At 71.0% G+C, this 17,215-nt stretch carries 14 protein-coding genes; 9 read left to right on the top strand and 5 right to left on the bottom strand.

The features are described from left to right. The first annotated feature begins 1,683 nt into the window (after positions 1 to 1,683). The 9 genes from BJY16_RS24540 (at position 1,684) to BJY16_RS24500 (ending at position 12,237) form a co-directional block, all read left to right on the top strand. Positions 1,684 to 2,856 (top strand): ROK family transcriptional regulator, encoded by a 1,173-nt coding sequence (locus BJY16_RS24540; RefSeq protein ID WP_185041924.1) that lies wholly within the window; start codon positions 1,684 to 1,686, stop codon positions 2,854 to 2,856. Then, the gene (locus BJY16_RS24535; protein ID WP_185041923.1) at positions 2,853 to 4,406 is read left to right on the top strand and encodes a sugar ABC transporter ATP-binding protein; all 1,554 of its coding nucleotides are present in this window, start codon (positions 2,853 to 2,855) and stop codon (positions 4,404 to 4,406) included. Before BJY16_RS24540 ends, BJY16_RS24535 begins: the two co-directional genes overlap by 4 nt. After that, complete coding sequence (locus tag BJY16_RS24530; protein ID WP_185041922.1) at positions 4,403 to 5,449, top strand: ABC transporter permease; 1,047 nt, start codon at positions 4,403 to 4,405, stop codon at positions 5,447 to 5,449. The genes BJY16_RS24535 and BJY16_RS24530 overlap by 4 nt, the downstream gene beginning before the upstream one ends. Then, positions 5,412 to 6,452, top strand: a complete 1,041-nt coding sequence (locus BJY16_RS24525; RefSeq protein WP_185041921.1) for a substrate-binding domain-containing protein — start codon at positions 5,412 to 5,414, stop codon at positions 6,450 to 6,452. Before BJY16_RS24530 ends, BJY16_RS24525 begins: the two co-directional genes overlap by 38 nt. 8 nt (positions 6,453 to 6,460) lie before the next feature. Next, the gene (locus tag BJY16_RS24520; protein WP_185041920.1) at positions 6,461 to 7,639 is read left to right on the top strand and encodes a Gfo/Idh/MocA family protein; all 1,179 of its coding nucleotides are present in this window, start codon (positions 6,461 to 6,463) and stop codon (positions 7,637 to 7,639) included. Between the two features lie 10 nt (positions 7,640 to 7,649). Then, positions 7,650 to 8,654 (top strand): sugar phosphate isomerase/epimerase family protein, encoded by a 1,005-nt coding sequence (locus tag BJY16_RS24515; protein WP_185041919.1) that lies wholly within the window; start codon positions 7,650 to 7,652, stop codon positions 8,652 to 8,654. A gap of 94 nt (positions 8,655 to 8,748) precedes the next feature. Further along, positions 8,749 to 9,225, top strand: coding sequence for an HAD domain-containing protein (locus BJY16_RS24510; RefSeq protein ID WP_185041918.1), 477 nt, complete (start codon positions 8,749 to 8,751; stop codon positions 9,223 to 9,225). Positions 9,226 to 9,598: 373 nt separating this feature from the next. Beyond that, complete coding sequence (locus BJY16_RS24505) at positions 9,599 to 10,660, top strand: substrate-binding domain-containing protein (protein WP_185041917.1); 1,062 nt, start codon at positions 9,599 to 9,601, stop codon at positions 10,658 to 10,660. 5 nt (positions 10,661 to 10,665) lie between these two features. After that, positions 10,666 to 12,237 (top strand): methyl-accepting chemotaxis protein, encoded by a 1,572-nt coding sequence (locus BJY16_RS24500; protein ID WP_185046638.1) that lies wholly within the window; start codon positions 10,666 to 10,668, stop codon positions 12,235 to 12,237. Positions 12,238 to 12,273: 36 nt separating this feature from the next. Here the strand turns inward: BJY16_RS24500 and BJY16_RS24495 are convergent, their stop codons facing one another. From BJY16_RS24495 to BJY16_RS24475, 5 genes are all read right to left on the bottom strand, one after another. Beyond that, complete coding sequence (locus tag BJY16_RS24495; RefSeq protein ID WP_185041916.1) at positions 12,274 to 13,119, bottom strand: hypothetical protein; 846 nt, start codon at positions 13,117 to 13,119, stop codon at positions 12,274 to 12,276. 29 nt (positions 13,120 to 13,148) lie between these two features. Beyond that, entirely contained in the window at positions 13,149 to 13,640 is a 492-nt protein-coding gene (locus tag BJY16_RS24490) for a hypothetical protein (RefSeq protein ID WP_185041915.1), read from the bottom strand. Between the two features lie 10 nt (positions 13,641 to 13,650). Next, a complete protein-coding gene (locus BJY16_RS24485) occupies positions 13,651 to 14,619 on the bottom strand; it encodes a hypothetical protein (protein ID WP_185041914.1) in 969 nt (322 codons plus the stop codon). Between the two features lie 2 nt (positions 14,620 to 14,621). After that, positions 14,622 to 14,984, bottom strand: a complete 363-nt coding sequence (locus tag BJY16_RS24480; protein ID WP_185041913.1) for a hypothetical protein — start codon at positions 14,982 to 14,984, stop codon at positions 14,622 to 14,624. Positions 14,985 to 15,145: 161 nt separating this feature from the next. Further along, complete coding sequence (locus BJY16_RS24475; protein ID WP_185041912.1) at positions 15,146 to 17,005, bottom strand: Hsp70 family protein; 1,860 nt, start codon at positions 17,003 to 17,005, stop codon at positions 15,146 to 15,148. Between the last annotated feature and the right edge of the window lie 210 nt (positions 17,006 to 17,215).

The following is a 17,215-nucleotide window of genomic DNA, read 5'->3' as shown; positions in this document are numbered from 1 at the left end:
TCTTGCGCCTCCCTCCCGCCGACCGCCCTTTCCCCGACCCCTCCCGTGTCGACCGCCCCTTCGCCAAGCGATCCCATGCCGACCGCCCTCTTCCCCGACCGCTCCCTTCCCCGACCGCTCCCTTCGCCGACCGCCCTCTTCCCCGACCGCTCCCTGCCCCGACCGCTCCCTTGCCGCCCAACGTTCCCGTGCCGACCGCCCCTTCGCCTAAGCGATCCCGTGCCGACCGTTCTCCCCTCGCCGACCGTCCTGGTTCTGCCCGCTCGCTGACCCCGACCCGCGGCCCACTCCAGCCCGCTGACCGCCTCGACTCGACCCCGCTCGCAGATCGCTCCGACCCGACCCCGGCCCGCTCGCGGATCGCTCCGGCTTGCGGTTCACCCTTCTCCGGTACGCCTTCCGTCCCGCCCCACCCCCGCCCGCGCGAGGCGCCCCCTCTCCAGACCGCAACGCGACCCCGATCCGCTGCCCCTCCCGGTAGCGGCAGCCGCACCTCAACCCCACCCACCCGCCGCCGGGAACGCCCACCCGTCCGAGACCCTCCGCCACCCCTCCCCGTCGACGAACCGCCTGCCACGTCGCCACCGAAGCGGCCACGCGCGCCGCGCTCGACCGGCCGGGCCTGAGGGGTGTCTCGAGGCGACCGAGGCACCCGTGAGACCCAGCCGACCAACCACAAACCGCACCCCGACCGCCACGCCACCACACGCGTTGCGCTCGACCGGCTGGGCCTGACGGGTGCCTCCGAACGACCGAAACACCCCTGAGACCCAGCCCACCAACCGCCAACCGCACCCCGACCGCCACGCCACCACACGCGTCGCGCTCGACCGGCTGGGCCTGAGAGGTACCTCGGCCGCTCCGAGACACCCGTGAGGCCCAGCCGACCAACCGCAAACCGCGCCCCGACCGCCGCGCACGTCGCGGTTGGTCGGCTGGTCCTGGAGGGTGTCTCGATGCAGCCGAAGCACCCCGGAAACGCAGCCGGCCAACGTCAACCCCGCCCCAACCGCCACGCCACCACGCATGTTGCGCTCGACCGGCTGGGCCTGAAAGGTGTCTCCGGACGACCGAGGCACCCCTGGAACCCAGCCGAACAACCGCAAGCCGCGCCACGACCGCCGCGGCGCTGCGCACGTTGCGCCCTGTCGGCTGGGCCTGAGGGGTGTCTCGGAGCGGCCGAGGCACCGCCGCGCTTTGCGGTGTCCCGGCTGGGCGTGACGGGTGTTTCAACCGGCCCGAGACACCCCTCACGCCCAGCCGGACGGCCGGGAGTCGCGGTGCGGTCCGGGGTGGAACGGGCGTCGCGGGGTGGCGGTCGTGACCAACCGCGGGCGTCGCGGGGTGGCGGTCGTGACCAACCGCGGGCGTCGCGGGGGTGGTCGTGACCAACCGCGGGCGTCGCCCTGGAGGGGCGGGCGTTTTGGACGCGTAGCGGCCAGCCCGGCCCGGAAGGGTCCCTGGCGGGAGCGACGATCAGTGATCAGCGCGGATCCGAGTCATCACGCTCTTGAATTTGATCTTGCTGATCGGCTTCCCACCAGCATCATTTTCGCGATAACGCGATCAGACTTTTGCACGGAGCGACAAAAGTTCTGTCCAAACAGCACGAAGCTATGGACCTGGGCGACGGAAGGGCCCTACCGTGACGGCGAACACAGCACGGAAAGTGAGGGGTCCGTCGTGTTACCGATACTTCGTGCGCTCCGGGACGACGGGCCGGTGTCCCGGGCCGAGCTGGGTGACCGGCTCGGGCTGACCCGGCCGCGGCTGACGTCCGAGGTGGAGCGCCTGGTCAAGGCCGGGTTCCTGGCCGAGGCGGGGATGGCCGCCTCGCGCGGCGGGCGACGCTCCACGCTGGTCGAGATCCATCCGCGGCTGCGGTTCGCGGCGGTCGACCTGGGGGCCGGATCGATCGACGTCGAGGTGGTCAACGGGCGGCTGGAGCCGCTGGTGGCGTACCGGGAACCGGCCGACATCCGCAAGGGTCCGAAAGCGATCCTGCACCGGGTCAGCGAGCTGCTCGCCAAGGCCCGCGCCGAGGGCGTCTACGACCGGCTCGACGCGGTCGGCATCGGGGTGCCCGGCCCGGTCAGCTTCCGCGACGGGGTGCCGGTGTCGCCGCCGATAATGCCCGGCTGGGACCGCTATCCGGTGCGCGAGCTGCTCGCCCGCGAGCACGGCTGCCCGGTCGTGGTGGACAACGACGTCAACATCATGGCGGTCGGGGAACGCCATGGCGGCGTCGCCCGGTCGGTCGACGACTTCCTGTTCGTGAAGATCGGCACCGGGATCGGCTGCGGCATCCACCTCACCGGCGGTGTCTACCGCGGGGTCGACGGATGCGCCGGCGACATCGGGCACATCCAGGTCGACGCGTCCGGGCCGACCTGTTCGTGCGGCAACACCGGTTGCCTGGAGGCGGTGTTCAGCGGCGCCGCGCTGGCCCGCGACGCGCTCGCCGCGGCCCGCTCCGGCACCTCCCCCGCGCTGGCCGAGCGCCTGGCCCGGGCGCACCGGGCGGACACCCACGAACTGACCGCCAAGGACGTCGCGGACGGCGCGGCCGAGGGGGACGTGGTCTGCATCCAGCTGATCCGGGAGGGCGGCCGCCGCCTCGGCGGGGTCCTCGCGGCGCTGGTGAGCTTCGCCAATCCGTCGATGATCGTGATCGGGGGTGGGTTGGCGCAGCTCGGCCACGTACTACTAGCCGAGATCCGCAGCGTGGTCTACCGGCGGTCGCTGCCGCTGGCCACCGGCAACCTCCCGGTGGTGCTCTCCGAGCTGGAAGGCCGGGCCGGCGTCACCGGCGCCGCCGTGCTGGCCAGCGACGCGGCGTTCGAGCAGATCCCATGAGCGAGCTGACCAGCGACCCCGCGGGCCGGGCCGAGGGCCCGCAGCGACGCCCGGTCCTGCGACTCACCGACGTGGTCAAGACGTTCCCCGGGGTGCGCGCCCTGGACGGCGTGCACCTGGAGGTCGAGGCGGGCGAGGTGCACTGCCTGCTCGGGCAGAACGGCGCCGGCAAGTCCACCCTGATCAAGACGCTGGCCGGGGTGCACCACGCCGACTCCGGCGAGATCCTCTGGCAGGGCGAGCCGTTCGCCCCGGCGAACCCGCAGGCCGCGATGCGCGCCGGGATCGCCACCATCTACCAGGAGCTGGACCTGGTCGACGAGCTGAGCGTCGCGGAGAACGTGTTCCTCGGCCACGAGCCCAGCCGGTTCGGTTTCACCCGGCGCCGCAGCGCCGCCGCCGAGACCCGCACCATCATGACCAAACTCGGTCACCCGGAGATCCCGCCCCGCCGGCTGATCAAGGATCTGCCGGCCGCCGGCAAGCAGATCGTCAGCATGGCCCGCGCGCTGTCCCACGACGCCAAGCTGATCGTGATGGACGAGCCCAGCGCGGTGCTGGCCCACGACGAGGTGGCCAACCTGTTCCGGATCATCCGGGAGCTGACCGCCAACGGCATCGCCGTCGTCTACATCTCGCACCGGCTCGCCGAGATCCGCGAGATCGGCGACCGGGTCACCGTGCTCAAGGACGGCCGCACCACCGCCGCCAACCTGCCGGCCAGCACGCCGACCAGGGAGCTGGTCGGCAACATGACCGGACGACCTTTCGAGTACGTCTTCCCGCCGCGCGTGGCAGCCGACGAGTCCGAGCCACTGCTCACCGTGGACAACCTCAGCCGGGCCGGGGAGTTCGCCGACGTCAGCCTGACCGTCCGGCCCGGCGAGATCGTCGGGATCGCCGGGCTGGTCGGCTCCGGCCGCTCCGAACTGCTCGAAACGATCTTCGGGGCGCGTAATCCGGATCGGGGCACCGTCACCCTGCACGGCCACCAGATCACCGGGGTCGGCAAGGCCGTCAAGCACGGCATGGGGATGGCCCCGGAGGAACGCAAGAGCCAGGCCCTGCTGCTCGACGAGCCGGTCTACAAGAACATGACGCTCGCCTCGTTCGCCGGGTTCGCCCGCGCCGGGTTCACCGCCGCCCGGGACGAGCGGGCCGCCGCCCTGCGCACCGCCGACTCCCTCGAGCTGCGGCCGCGCGACGTGGAACGGCCGGCCCGCACGCTGTCCGGCGGCAACCAGCAGAAGGTGGTGGTCGGCCGCTGGCTGCTCGGGCACACCCGGCTGCTGCTGCTCGACGAACCCACCCGCGGCGTCGACGTCGGCGCCCGCGCCGAGCTCTACCAGGTCATCCACGACCTGGCCGCGGACGGGGTCGGGGTGCTGCTGGTCTCCAGCGAGGTGCCCGAGGTGCTCGGCCTCGCCGACCGGGTGCTGGTGATGCGGGAGGGCCGGATGATCCGCGAGGCGCCGGCCGGAGAACTGGACGAGGACGCCGTGCTCGACCTCGTGATGGCGGGGTCGCTGATGGAGGGAGAAGCCGCGTGATCACCGAGTCGGCGCTTCCCAGAGTAGAGAAAACCCACAAACTAGACGACGGGGTGGTTCGCAACCTGGGCCTGGTCGGGGTGCTGCTCCTGCTGGTGGTCATCGGGATCATCACCAGACCGGAGTTGTACTCCGACCCGACCTGGGTGAAGAACAACTTCCTGACCATCCTGCAACAGGCCTCCGCGATCGGGGTGGTCACCGTCGGGATGACCTTCGTGATCATCGGCGGGGGCATCGACCTGTCGGTCGGGGCGATCATCGCGCTGGCCGGCGTCTGGGCGACCACGCTCGCCACGCAGAGCTACGGCGCCGCCGGGATGATCTTCACGGCGCTCGTGGTGGGGCTCGCTGTGGGCCTGGTCAACGGCGTGCTCATCGCGTACGGAAAACTTGTCCCGTTCATCGCGACCCTGGCGATGCTGGTGTCGGCCCGCGGTCTCGCGGCGCAGATCTCCGGCAAGCAGACGCAGGTCTCGACGAACGAGACGATCAACAGCATCGCCAGCACCAAACTGCTCGGCATCCCGCTGCTGGTCTGGATCCTCGGGCTGGTCGTGCTGGCCGGCTGGGTGCTGCTGAACCGGACCACCTTCGGCCGGCGCACCGTCGCGGTCGGCGGCAACCCGGAGGCGGCCCGGCTGGCCGGCATCAACGTCAAGGGCCACACCCTGCTGCTCTACATGCTCTCCGGGCTGTGCTGCGGGATCGCCGCGATCATGCTGACCTCGCAGGCCACCAGCGCCCAGGCGGCGATGGCCAACCTCTACGAACTCGACGCGATCGCCGCGGCGATCATCGGCGGCACGCTGCTCTCCGGCGGCCGCGGCACCATCGTCGGCGCCCTCTTCGGGGTGCTGGTGTTCTCCACCATCACCAACCTGTTCGCGATCAACAACCTCTCCACCGAGGTTCAGAACATGGTCAAGGGCGGCATCATCGTGGCCGCCGTGCTCATCCAGCAATTCCGTTACCGCTCCCTCACCAACCTCCTCAGGAGGAGAAATGACCCAGATAAGCCGTCGCAACATCCTTCTCGGTAGCGCGGCAGCCGGTGCCGGCCTGGCGCTGACCGCCTGCACCAGCAACGATCCCGCCAGCAACGCCCAGGTGAAGACCGACACCAGCGGCAACGCCAACGCCGCCGCCGGCCAGAAAGTGATCATCGGGTTCTCCGCCCCGGCCGCCGACCACGGCTGGATCGCCGCCATCACCAACAACGCCAAGGCGCAGGCCAAGCAGTACTCCGACGTGGAGCTGCGGACCGTCGAGGCGGGCACCGACGCGGCCGCCCAGCGGGCCGCGCTGTCCACCCTGATCGCCCAGAAACCGAACGTCATCGTGATGCTGCCCTACGACGGCAAGGAGCTGAACGCCGCCGGGCTGGAGGCGATGCAGGCCGGCATCCCGGTGGTCAACCTGGACCGGGCGTTCCCGTCCGCGGCCGCCTACCGGCTGCAGATCAAGGGCGACAACTACGGCATGGGCCTGGCCGCCGGCAAGTACATCGGCGACCAGCTCAAGGCCAAGGGCGTCAGCAACCCGATCATCGGGGAGATCCCCGGCATCGACTCGCTGGAGCTGACCCAGGAACGCACCAAGGGCTTCAACGACGCGCTCGCCGTCTACGGCTTCAAGGTCGCCAACCGGCGTCCGGCCGAGTTCACCGCCGACTCCGGGCAGGCCGCCGCGACCGCGCTGCTGCAGGCGTTGCCGAAGATGGACGCGCTCTGGAACCACGACGACGACCAGGGCATCGGCGTGCTCGCCGCGATCAAGCAGGCCAACCGCAGCGAGTTCTTCATGGTCGGCGGCGCCGGCTCGAAATCGGCGATCGACGGCATCGCCAAGGACGACACGGTGCTCAAGGCGACCGTCACCTACAGCCCGTCGATGGCCTCCTCGGCGATCAGCCTGGCCCGGCTGATCGGCCAGGGCAAGGGCATGTCCGACCTGGTGGAGCTGCAGGTACCCAAGGAGATCACGCTCGCGTCGGAGACGATCACCAAGGACAACGCGTCGAAGTACGCGCCGCTCGGCTTCTAGGGGGTCTCATGTCGCAACCGCTGCGGGTCGGCATGGTCGGCTACGCGTTCATGGGGGCCGCGCACTCGCAGGCGTGGCGCACGGTCAACCACGTCTACGATCTGCCGGCTCCGGTCGAGATGCGGGTGGTCAGCGGCCGCACCGAGGCGTCGGTGGCGGCCGCGGCCGCCCGGCTCGGCTGGTCCGGGCACACCGACGACTGGCGCACGCTGCTCACCCGCGACGACGTCGATCTGATCGACATCTGCACGCCGGGCGACACGCACGCCGAGATCGCCATCGCCGCCCTGGCCGCGGGCAAACATGTGCTCTGCGAGAAACCCCTGGCCAATTCGGTGGCCGAGGCCCGCAAGATGGCTGCGGCCGCGCTCGCGGCCCGAGCTTCCGGGGTACGCGCGATGTGCGGCTTCAACTACCGCCGGGTGCCCGCCGTCGCGCTGATGCGCCAGATGATCGCCGAGGGCCGGCTCGGCGCCATCCGGCACGTCCGCGCCACCTATCTGCAGGACTGGATCGTGGACCCGTCGTTCCCGCTGGTCTGGCGGCTGCGACGGGAGGTCGCCGGGTCCGGGGCGCTCGGCGACCTGGGCGCGCACATCGTCGACCTGACCCAGTACGTCACCGGCCGGCTGATCACCGAGGTCAGCGCGCTCACCGAGACGTTCGTGAAACGCCGGCCGCTGCCCGCCGCGTCCACCGGGCTGTCCGCGACCGGCGGCGACGCCGAGATGGGCGACGTCACCGTCGACGACGCCGCCCTGTTCCTGGCCCGGCTCGGCGAGGGCGTCGTGGCCAGCTACGAGGCGACCCGGTTCGCGACCGGGCGCAAGAACGGCCTGCACGTGGAGATCAACGGGTCGCTCGGCACGCTGGTCTTCGACTTCGAGCGGATGAACGAGCTGCAGTTCTACTCCCGCGACGTGCCGGAGACCGAGCAGGGCTTCACCCGGATCCTGGTCACCGAGCCGGCCCACCCCTACCTGGCCGCCTGGTGGCCGCCCGGGCACCTGATCGGCTACGAGCACACCTTCACCCACCAGGCCCACGACCTGGTCCAGGCGATCGCCGCGGGCCAGGATCCGGCGCCGTCGTTCAGCGACGCCCTGCAGGTGCAACTGGTCCTGGACGCGGTGGCCCGCTCCGCCGAGACGTCCGCGTGGACCGCCGTCGAACCCGTCTCCCTGTGAAAGGGCTGCCATGACCCGACCGATCACGCTGTTCACCGGGCAGTGGGCGGACCTGCCTTTCGAGGAGGTCTGCGAACTGGCCGCGGGCTGGGGCTACGACGGTCTGGAGATCGCCTGCTGGGGTGATCATCTGGACGTCGCGCTCGGCGCTTCGGACGATTCCTACATCACCGCCAAGCGCGAGATCTTGGAGAAGTACGGCCTCAAGGTCTTCGCCATCTCCAACCACCTGACCGGGCAGGCCGTCTGCGACGACCCGATCGACCAGCGGCATCAGGACATCCTGCCGGCCGCGGTCTGGGGTGACGGTTCTCCCGAGGGCGTCCGGCAACGGGCCGCCCAGGCCATGAAGGACACCGCTCGGACCGCCGCCCGGCTCGGCGTCGACACCGTCGTCGGCTTCACCGGGTCGTCGATCTGGAAGTACGTGGCGATGTTCCCGCCCGTGTCGCAGCAGGCCGTCGACGCCGGCTACCAGGACTTCGCCGACCGGTGGAACCCGATCCTCGACGTGTTCGACGAGGTCGGCGTGCGGTTCGCGCACGAGGTGCACCCCAGTGAGATCGCGTACGACTACTGGACGACCCGCCGGGCGCTGGAGGCGATCGGGAACCGGCCGGCCTTCGGGCTCAACTGGGACCCGTCGCACTTCATCTGGCAGGACCTGGACCCGGCCGACTTCATCCTGGAGTTCGCCGACCGGATCTACCACGTGGACTGCAAGGACGTGAAGCTTGCCGTCGGCAACGGCCGCAACGGCCGCCTCGGGTCGCACCTGGCCTGGGCGGACCTGCGGCGCGGCTGGGACTTCGTGTCCACCGGGCACGGCGACGTCCCGTGGGAGCGGTGCTTCCGGGCGTTGAACGCGATCGGCTACGACGGCCCGATCTCGGTGGAGTGGGAGGACGCCGGGATGGACCGGCTGGTCGGGGCGCCGTCCGCGCTGGAGTTCGTCCGCAAGCACCTCTTCGACGCGCCGACCGCGGCCTTCGACGCGGCGTTCAGCAGCAAATAGCGGCCGACCGACGCATGTCACGCTGTCCGGGGCCGCCCGGGCAGCGTGACCGGCCCCTCCGCGGCACGACGAGATCGGTCGTAGGGTTGCGGGCGTGACGGGACGGCCGGTGGTGTTTCTGGATGTGGACGGGCCGGTGATCCCGTTGCGGGCACGGCGGGTGCCCGGCGCGGTGCCCGACGAGGGGAACCCGCTGCTGGACCGGATCGACCCGGCGGACGGGCGGCGGCTGCTGGCGCTCGACGCCGAGCTGGTGTGGGCCACGACGTGGATGGGCGAGGCCAACGAGGTGGTCGCGCCGCGGCTGGGACTGCCCGAGCTGCCCGTCGTCGAGTGGCCGGATCTCGACGAGGAACCGGTTCGCGGCCTGCACTGGAAGACCGGGTTCCTGACCGTGTGGGCGGCGGGCCGGCCGTTCGTCTGGCTGGACGACGAGCTGACCGAGGTTGATCGGCGGTGGGTGCGGGACCACCATCCGGGCGCGGCGCTGCTGCACCGGGTCGACCCGCTGGCCGGGCTGACCGGGGACGACTTCGCCGTGGTCCGGGCGTGGCTCGCGGCGCAGCGGTGACCGGGGCGCTCACGGCGTACCGAAAACTGCGGGTCTCCCGGCGCACCGGGTGACCGGGGCGCTCACGGCGTACCGAAAACTGGGGTGAGAGAGACCCGGCCGCGGCCTGATGGCGGGCAGCGGCCCCGGTTCTGCGCCGGATCGGCACCGGAACCGCACTCCAGCGGCCGGGGCGCGCGGCCGACCGTGCTGGTGTGGAAAACATCGCCTTCACCTCCGGCTGGTATGTCCGTCACCCGAACGGCGCGCTCAGCGTGATCCGGCGCGACCAGAAAGCTCGGGCCGCCGGGCGCCAAGCCGGCCGGAAAACTCGCGCATAGGCCTCATCTCCTGCCCTGTTCGGCCGAACAGGGCAAGGAGGAGGTGTGCGCCCATGCGGTGGTTGGTGGTCGCGACGATGGTGCTCGCCTCGGTGACCGGCTGCTCCAGCGCCGCGGAGACGACTGTCGAGCAGCCGGACCGGGGCACCATCGGGATCGCCATGCCGACCACCACGTCGATCCGCTGGGTCGGCGACGGGGAGAGCATCGTCCGCCAGTTCCAGCTGCTCGGCTACCAGACCGACCTGGAGTACGCCGAGGACGACATCGACCGGCAGATCGAGCAGATCACCGGCATGATCAAGGACGGCGTGCGGGCGCTGGTGGTCGGCGCGATCGACGGCACCGCGCTCAAGGACGTGCTGGCCGACGCGGCGGCCGCGAAGATCCCGGTGATCTCCTACGACCGGTTGATCCGCGACACCCCGGACATCACCTACTACGCCACCTTCGACAACTACAAGGTCGGCGTGCTGCAGGCCACCACGATCATCAAGACGCTCAAGCTGAACAGCACCGGCGGCACCGACACCATCGAGCTGTTCGCCGGCTCCGCGGACGACAACAACGCCACGTTCTTCTTCAACGGGGCGATGAGCCTGCTCAGGCCGTACCTCAAGTCCGGCCGGCTGCGGGTGGTCAGCGGCGAGACCGCGTTCCCGACGGTCGCCACCCAGCGGTGGGACAACGCGGTGGCGAAGAAGCGGATGAAACGCCTGCTCGCCGGGCCGCTGCGGGGCGAACGGCTGGACGCGGTGCTCTGCCCCAACGACGGCATCGCCCGCGCCGTGCTGGAAGCGCTCCAGGAGGACGGCCGCAAACTGCCGGTGATCACCGGGCAGGACGCCGAGCTCGAATCGGCCAAGCTGATCGCCGCCGGCAAACAGACCCAGACGGTCTACAAGGACACCCGGGAACTCGCCAAAGTCGCCGTCCAGATGACCAACTCGCTGCTGCTCGGCGGCGTCCCCGAGGTCAACGACGAGAAACAGTACGACAACGGCGTCAAGGTCGTCCCCACCTTCCTGCTGCAGCCGGTGAACGTGGACCGCGGCAACTACCGCCGGATCCTCGTCGACGGCGGCTTCTACACCGCTGACCAACTGGCCGGGTGACCACGATGATCCAGCGCTTCCTCGACCTGTCGGTCCGCACCAAACTGACCGTGCTGGTCGCCGCCAGCCTGCTCGCGCTCGGGGTCTGCCTCGGCGTCACGGTCGTCAACGATGGGACCGCCAGCAACACCGCCCGGGACCTGGAGAACCTGAACTCGGCCAGCGCCCTGGTCCTGCAACTCGACCGCGAGGCCAGCGAGATGCGCGCCAACGGCATCCAGTCGATCGTGCGCAGCGACCCGGCCAAACAGGGCGAGCTGCTGCAGAACCGGATCGAGTCGGCGAACGACCTGCTCCGCCGCCTGGAAGCGATCGCCCTGCCCAGCGGCCTGAACGCCGCCGTCCAGCGGATCAAGGACGTCACCGCCGACTACACCAGCACGTTGAAACGCTTCGTCGACTCGGCCGCCGCCGACCAGGCCGGTGCCCGGCTCGCCTGGGAACAGGTCGGCGTCGACAACTACCTGATGAGCGCGGTGCTGGCCAACGAACGGGCGCTGTTCCTGGACACCGTCGCCCGGGCCAACAAGAACGCCTCCGACCGCCGGGCCACCGCCGAACGCATCCTCTGGCTGGCCGCCACGATCGCCGCGATCGCCGTCATCGTGCTGGCCCGCCTCGTCGTCCTGTCGATCACCCGGCCGCTGCAGCGGGTCCGCGGCGCGCTGCAGGCGATGGCCGGCGGTGACCTGACCGTCGCCGCCGAGGTCCGCGGCCAGGATGAGGTCGGCCAGATGGCCCGCGCCCTCGACGAGGCGCAGGCCAACACCCGCCGGGTGGTCTCCTCGGTGGCCGGGTCCGCGCAGGCCGTCGCGGCCGCCGCGGAACAGCTCACCGCCACCGCCGGCACCATGTCGCGCTCCGCCGAACAGGCCGCCGACCAGGCCCGCACCGCCTCCGAAGCGGCCGACGGGGTGAACGCCAACGTCTCCAGCGTCGCCGAGGGCACCGAGATGATGGGCTCGTCGATCCGCGACATCGCGCACAACGCCACCGAGGCCGCCCGGGTCGCCGAACAGGCCGTCGCGGTCGCCGACGCCACCACCGCCCAGGTCGGCAAGCTCGGTGAGTCGTCCGCCGAGATCGCCACCGTGATCAAGGTGATCACCGCCATCGCCGAGCAGACCAACCTGCTCGCCCTCAACGCCACCATCGAGGCGGCCCGGGCCGGCGAAACCGGCAAGGGCTTCGCCGTGGTCGCCGGCGAGGTCAAGGAACTCGCCCAAGAGACCGCCCGCGCCACCGAGGACATCTCCCGCCGGGTGCAGGCCATCCAGTCCGACACGGCCGGCGCGGTCACCGCCATCGGCGAGATCACCTCGGTCATCGCGCACATCAACGACTACCAGGCCACGATCGCCTCGGCGGTCGCCGAGCAGACCGCCACCACCGAACAGATGACCCGCAACGTGGCCCTGGCCGCCTCCGGCGCCGGCGACATCGCCGCCAACATCACCGGCCTGGCGACCGCGACCCAGGTGAGCACGGAGGGGATCGCCCAGTCGCAGCAGGCGGTCACCGAGCTGAGCACCATGGCCAACAACCTGCAGACCTTGGTCAGCCAGTTCCGCTACTGACGCGGAACCACTTCCCGGTCCGACCTTCGCCGCGCCTCAGTTGACCGGCCCGTCCGGTCCCGCCGCCGACGGCGAACCTGGTCCGGTCACGTCGCACATCGCGGTGGCCTCGGTGCGCTTCAGGTCGGCGCCCGCCGGCACCGCCGGGAAGGGCAGGATCGACCGCTGCCCGGCGGGTGTCCGGCACAGGCCCAGCTTGTCGTACACGTCGAAGGTCCCGCCCACGATCTTCCCCGCGCTGGTGCGGTACACCATGCTCGCCCCTCGATCCCTCAGGTCATGGCAGGCGTCCGACGATGCGGCGACCGGAATGCCGTCCGCGTTCGCGGCGGCGACACTCGCCGGCGCGGTCACCGTCGTGGTGATCGTCGGATAGGAGTTCGTGTCCTGCGCCGGGATCCACTGCGTGCGCAGCAGATCGAGGCCCGCGCGGGCGATCGAGGGGTACTTGCCCGTCGCGGCGAGCGCGGCGTCGTCGACGTTGGCGAAATTGCCGATCACGGCACGCTGACCCGGCCGGAGGATCGGGATCTCGAACAGGTGCCGATTCGTCTCGTCCTTGTCGATGCCCGGCTCTCCGCCGCCGGTCGCCGCCCGGAAGATGACCTGGGTCCGGTAGGCCACCTGGCCGGTTCCGTTCTCCACCACCGCGCCGATCGTCACCTTGCTCCCGTCATCGAATTGGCTGAAGCCGGTCTCGACGACCTTGATCATCCCGCTTCCCCCGGGCGGCGCCGGGATCGACTGGCCGCCGACCCCCGGCACCCCGATCGCCGCCTGCCCCGGCGCGGGCGGCGTGGGAAAGGGGCATGATGTGCTGTTCACCGGCTCGCCACTGTCGTCACAGGCGGCCGCGCTGGAACCGGCCACGAGCAACGCCACGCAGACACCCACCGCGGCAGTCCGCCTCATCATCCGTACACGCGCCCCTTCAACTCGAGCACCTGCCGAGCCTGATCCGCAACGAGACGCATGACCGCGGTGTTCACCGCGGCACGAAAATCCCGCTCGGTCAGAACACGAACCGTCCCGTCGGCCACGACGACCCGCCACCGGTGGATGCCCTCAGCGGACACGACGACCCGGCCGTCGTCCGACTGCCCGACCGCCACAATCCGGTCGCGGTCGGCTCGGAACACGTTGTCGCGGACCGGGTCGTCCTCGATCTCGTGGACGCCGAACTCGGCCCGGACGGCACGTTGCCTCTCCAGGTAGCGGGTCCAGAGCAACTGGATGACCTGCGCCAGACGGCGTTCCACCTCGGAGTCACTGATCTGCCCGTAACAGCCGGAGGAGAAGGAGATCTCCACCTTGCCCGGCCATCGCGCCTCGCCGTGCACGCCCCCGGCGGGAGCGGAGGCATGCACCGCCATGGTGTCGCATCGGTCGATCAAAGAGTGCACGTCCAGCCCCTCAGCTCGCGAATCCCAGGAAATCCTGATCGGTGGCATTCCGCCGGTTGGTCTTGGCGAGCATCGGCAGCGGCGGCACGTACGAGTCACGCTCCTGGCCGATCACCTCGGTAGCCGAGTCGAGGACTCGCGCGATCTTGTGTTCCTGTTCGTTGATCCGGGTGCACAACGCGGCGATGGCCTGGCGCACCGCGTCGATGACCGCGAATGCGGTCGGCGCCGAGAACGGCAGGTTCTGCGGCGGATCCTCGGGCAGGAGCGTCGCGCCGATGGAGGCGCCCCCGTCAGCCACCGCCAAGCCGACGGCAAGACTGGTGCCGATCGGTGACAGCGGCACCGCGGCGATGGTGGCGAAGGCCGCCACCGTGGTCAGAACCGTGTTCATGCTGTCCTTGTCATAGGACGTCTGCATGCTCGACAACGTGAAGATGGCATCGTTGAGGATGCTCGTGATGTCGGTGCGCGCCCCCGCCCAGACGCCCTGCTCCAGCTCGATCAGTTTGCTCGCGAACACGATCGCGTTGTACGTGCTCGCCGCCTGCGTCGGGAGCGGATCGAGGTATCGGGCCTTGAACTCCCGTGCCGCCGCCCCGCTCCACGTGGTGAGGTAGTCGCCCACCGTCGTCGCTTTGGAAAGGCTGAGATCCGCCGGTTTCAGTCCCAGCTTCGGATCCGCGGAAGGCTGCGTCGATGCGAGCGCTTGCGCCGCACGGCGCAGGTGGTCGAGCAACGGATCGAAATCGGTGGGCGCCGGCATGGACGACATGAACGGCCAGAACATGTCATGAATACCCGCGAGCATCGACTCGATCGTCGCGATGTCCTCCCGCTGCCGGGCGGACTGTCCCGCCGGGTCGGCCGGGATCGCGGCCTGCCTGCACGCCGTCTCGATCGCGACCCTGCGCAGCTCCTCCACACCCAATGGCAGGGTCTCGTAGCTCCACATCCACCGGGGCTGCTCGTCGGCCATGGTCAGAACTCGCCCTTCCCGGCATCGTCCCGCAGATCGGACAACTCCCGGGCCGCACGCAGATCAGTCTCGGCGTAGACCTCGGACGCGAGCTTGAGCGCGTCCCCCGCGGCATGGAGGTTCTCGGCGCTGTCCTGAAGGACACCGGCCAGCATCTGGCGCAACTGGGTGAGCGATCCCAGCACCGGTCCCACATCACCACTGTGAAACTCCGTGGGACGCCGGAAGCACTGGTCCGCCGTCTCCGACGCGAACAACTCGCGCCGTGCACCCTCGAACTGTGCCGCCACGGCCGGGAGGAACTTGTCACCCGCCAGCCACAGGTGGTACAGGTCGACCCCGAGTTCTTCGTGCTCCTTGGGCATGATCGCTCCCCGCGCTCTCCCCATCACCTGGACTGACCGACCGCTCGCCATCTCCGTCCGATAGCGATCCGGCAACCTCTGTCCATTGAGGGGAACGCCCTCCGTCGCTGCGCGGTTCAATGGCGGCACGCTCGACTGGCCGACGACGGTGGGTGGCCCGGTCAGGTGCGTACCAGGGCCAGCAAGCGCTGACCCCACCACACCGCGACCGCGATCCCGACGCCCACGCCGAAGACGCCGATGGCTCGGGGATCGGCGATGAAGAAACCGAACACGCCCAGCACCACCGCCGCCAGGGCCTGCAGCACCCGGATGCGGAACAGCAGGAACGCCACCCCGACCCCGATCAGCGCGCCACCGGCCCGGCTTGCCAGCTCCACCCACGGCTCGGCGCCGGTCTCCGCCGCGGTCACCGCGAACAGCACGCTCCCGACGCTCAGGATCAGCGTCGCCACCAGCGGGAACTCGACGACCACCGGGGGTGTCAGCCGGCGCCGGATGAGCACCGCCACGGCCGCCGCCAGCAGCGCGGCCGGCAGCACCGGCAACAGCGACCACTGCAACGGCTCGCCGAACGGCGCCACCAGATAGAGGCCGGCGGCCACCGCGTACAGGGCGGCCACGGTCACCCCGAACGCGTCCGCGGTGAGCAGGCCCGCCGAGATCTGCGCGGCCGCGTCCCACCGGCCGCGGATCCCGGCGTCCCGGCCCAGCGCCGCGCCGATCCACGGGCCGGCCGCCAGGCACAGCACCAGCCCCAGTACGCCGGCCAGGGCCAGCTCCGCCCAACTGGACGCGGTCGCGCCGCGCGCGGTGAACACGAAATGACTGAACAGCCCGACCGACGCCAGGCCCGGCGCGAGCAGACCCAGCGCTCGCAGCACGGTCAGCTTCGGCGCCTTGGGGGCCGGCTCGGTGACCGGCGCGGCCGCACCCTCGGCCTCGGCCACCCCGAGCACCACCGCCGCGCCCGGCATCGCCGCCGTCCGCACCGGCACGCCGAGCTGCCGCTCCAGCACCCGGGGAACCGCGGGCATCGCGGCGGTGGCGCCGACCGCGTAGACCGCGGCCAGGTCGGCCGGGCCCAGCTCGGCCGCGGTCAACGCCTCCGACGTCAGCTCGGTGAGCCGTCGCAGGGCCGGTTCGGCCGCCTGCTCGACCAGGGTCGCGCTGAGCACGACCGCCGCGCCACGCGCGGGAAGCGGCACGGTCACGGCGGGCTGCTGGGAGACCGCTTCCTTTCCGGTACGCAGGACCGCCACGGCCGCCGGTGACGCCGCCCGGAGCACCGCCTCGACCCCGGAACCGGCGTCGGTGTCCGGGCCGGAGGTGGCCGTGGTCAGCAGCATCGCGACCAGCCGCTCGTCGATCGCCCAGCCACCGGCGTCCACCCCGGAGACCGTGGACAGCACCTCGGTCCGGTCCGGTCCGGCCCGGACCACGCTCACCTCCGCGGTCGCGCCCACGTCGCAGACCAGCACGAACGCGGATTGCGGGGCGGCTGACGGCGTACCGGAAAGCGACGGCCCGGAAACGCGCGGGCCCGGTGCGGGCAGCGGACCGGCCTGGGTGGACAGGATCGCCGCGAGCGGCGCCTCGATCAGTTGCGGACGGCCCAGCCCGGCCTGGTGCGCGGTCTGGCGCAGCCAGGTCCGCCGGCCCGGATCCCAGCCGGCCGGCACGCTCATCCGGACGTCGGACGGCAGCACCCCGGCGATCCGGACCGCCTCGTCGGCGACCAGGCGCAGGGTGGCGGCGACCAGGTCGGCGATCGGGACGGTCCGCCCGTGCACCCGCACCGTGCCGGTCCCCTCGCCGAGCGGCGCCCCGACGAACCCGTCCGGGTCGTCGACGGCCAGCCGCCACGCCTCGCCGCCGGCCGTGATCGTCCCGTCCTTGGCGACGTGCACGGCGCTGGACGGCTCGGGCGTGCCCTCGATCACCAGCGGGTGCCAGGGACGCTCCGGCCAGACCAGGACCGCGCGGGTGCAGGCGGTCCCGTAGTCGATCGCCAAACGCATGTCACCAAGTCAAACAGATGATCACCGATGCGTCAGCCCTCACTTTTCCGCACGCACGTCATCCCCGGAACGGCCGGGATGACGCGATGGGGTGCGGGGATGCTGCGTGAGGCCGGCTTCGACGTGGTGGCCGCCTGCGCCGACGCCGACGCCGCGCGGCGGGCGGTGGCCGCGCTGACCCCGGACGTGGTCATCGTCGACATCCGGATG

Source organism: Actinoplanes octamycinicus, assembly GCF_014205225.1.
Taxonomy (GTDB): Bacteria; Actinomycetota; Actinomycetes; order Mycobacteriales; family Micromonosporaceae; genus Actinoplanes; species Actinoplanes octamycinicus.
The sequence above is the reverse complement of the archived record's forward strand: the minus strand, read 5'-3'. Positions and strand labels throughout refer to the sequence as shown.

Bases quoted from the DNA above. Each gene is read 5' to 3' on its own strand.
- BJY16_RS24485 (WP_185041914.1), bottom strand. From the start codon at position 14,619: ATGGCCGACGAGCAGCCCCGGTGGATGTGGAGCTACGAGACCCTGCCA.
- BJY16_RS24475 (WP_185041912.1), bottom strand. From the start codon at position 17,005: ATGCGTTTGGCGATCGACTACGGGACCGCCTGCACCCGCGCGGTCCTG.
- BJY16_RS24535 (WP_185041923.1), top strand. From the start codon at position 2,853: ATGAGCGAGCTGACCAGCGACCCCGCGGGCCGGGCCGAGGGCCCGCAG.
- BJY16_RS24520 (WP_185041920.1), top strand. From the start codon at position 6,461: ATGTCGCAACCGCTGCGGGTCGGCATGGTCGGCTACGCGTTCATGGGG.
- BJY16_RS24515 (WP_185041919.1), top strand. From the start codon at position 7,650: ATGACCCGACCGATCACGCTGTTCACCGGGCAGTGGGCGGACCTGCCT.
- BJY16_RS24505 (WP_185041917.1), top strand. From the start codon at position 9,599: ATGCGGTGGTTGGTGGTCGCGACGATGGTGCTCGCCTCGGTGACCGGC.
- BJY16_RS24480 (WP_185041913.1), bottom strand. From the start codon at position 14,984: ATGCCCAAGGAGCACGAAGAACTCGGGGTCGACCTGTACCACCTGTGG.
- BJY16_RS24500 (WP_185046638.1), top strand. From the start codon at position 10,666: ATGATCCAGCGCTTCCTCGACCTGTCGGTCCGCACCAAACTGACCGTG.
- BJY16_RS24525 (WP_185041921.1), top strand. From the start codon at position 5,412: ATGACCCAGATAAGCCGTCGCAACATCCTTCTCGGTAGCGCGGCAGCC.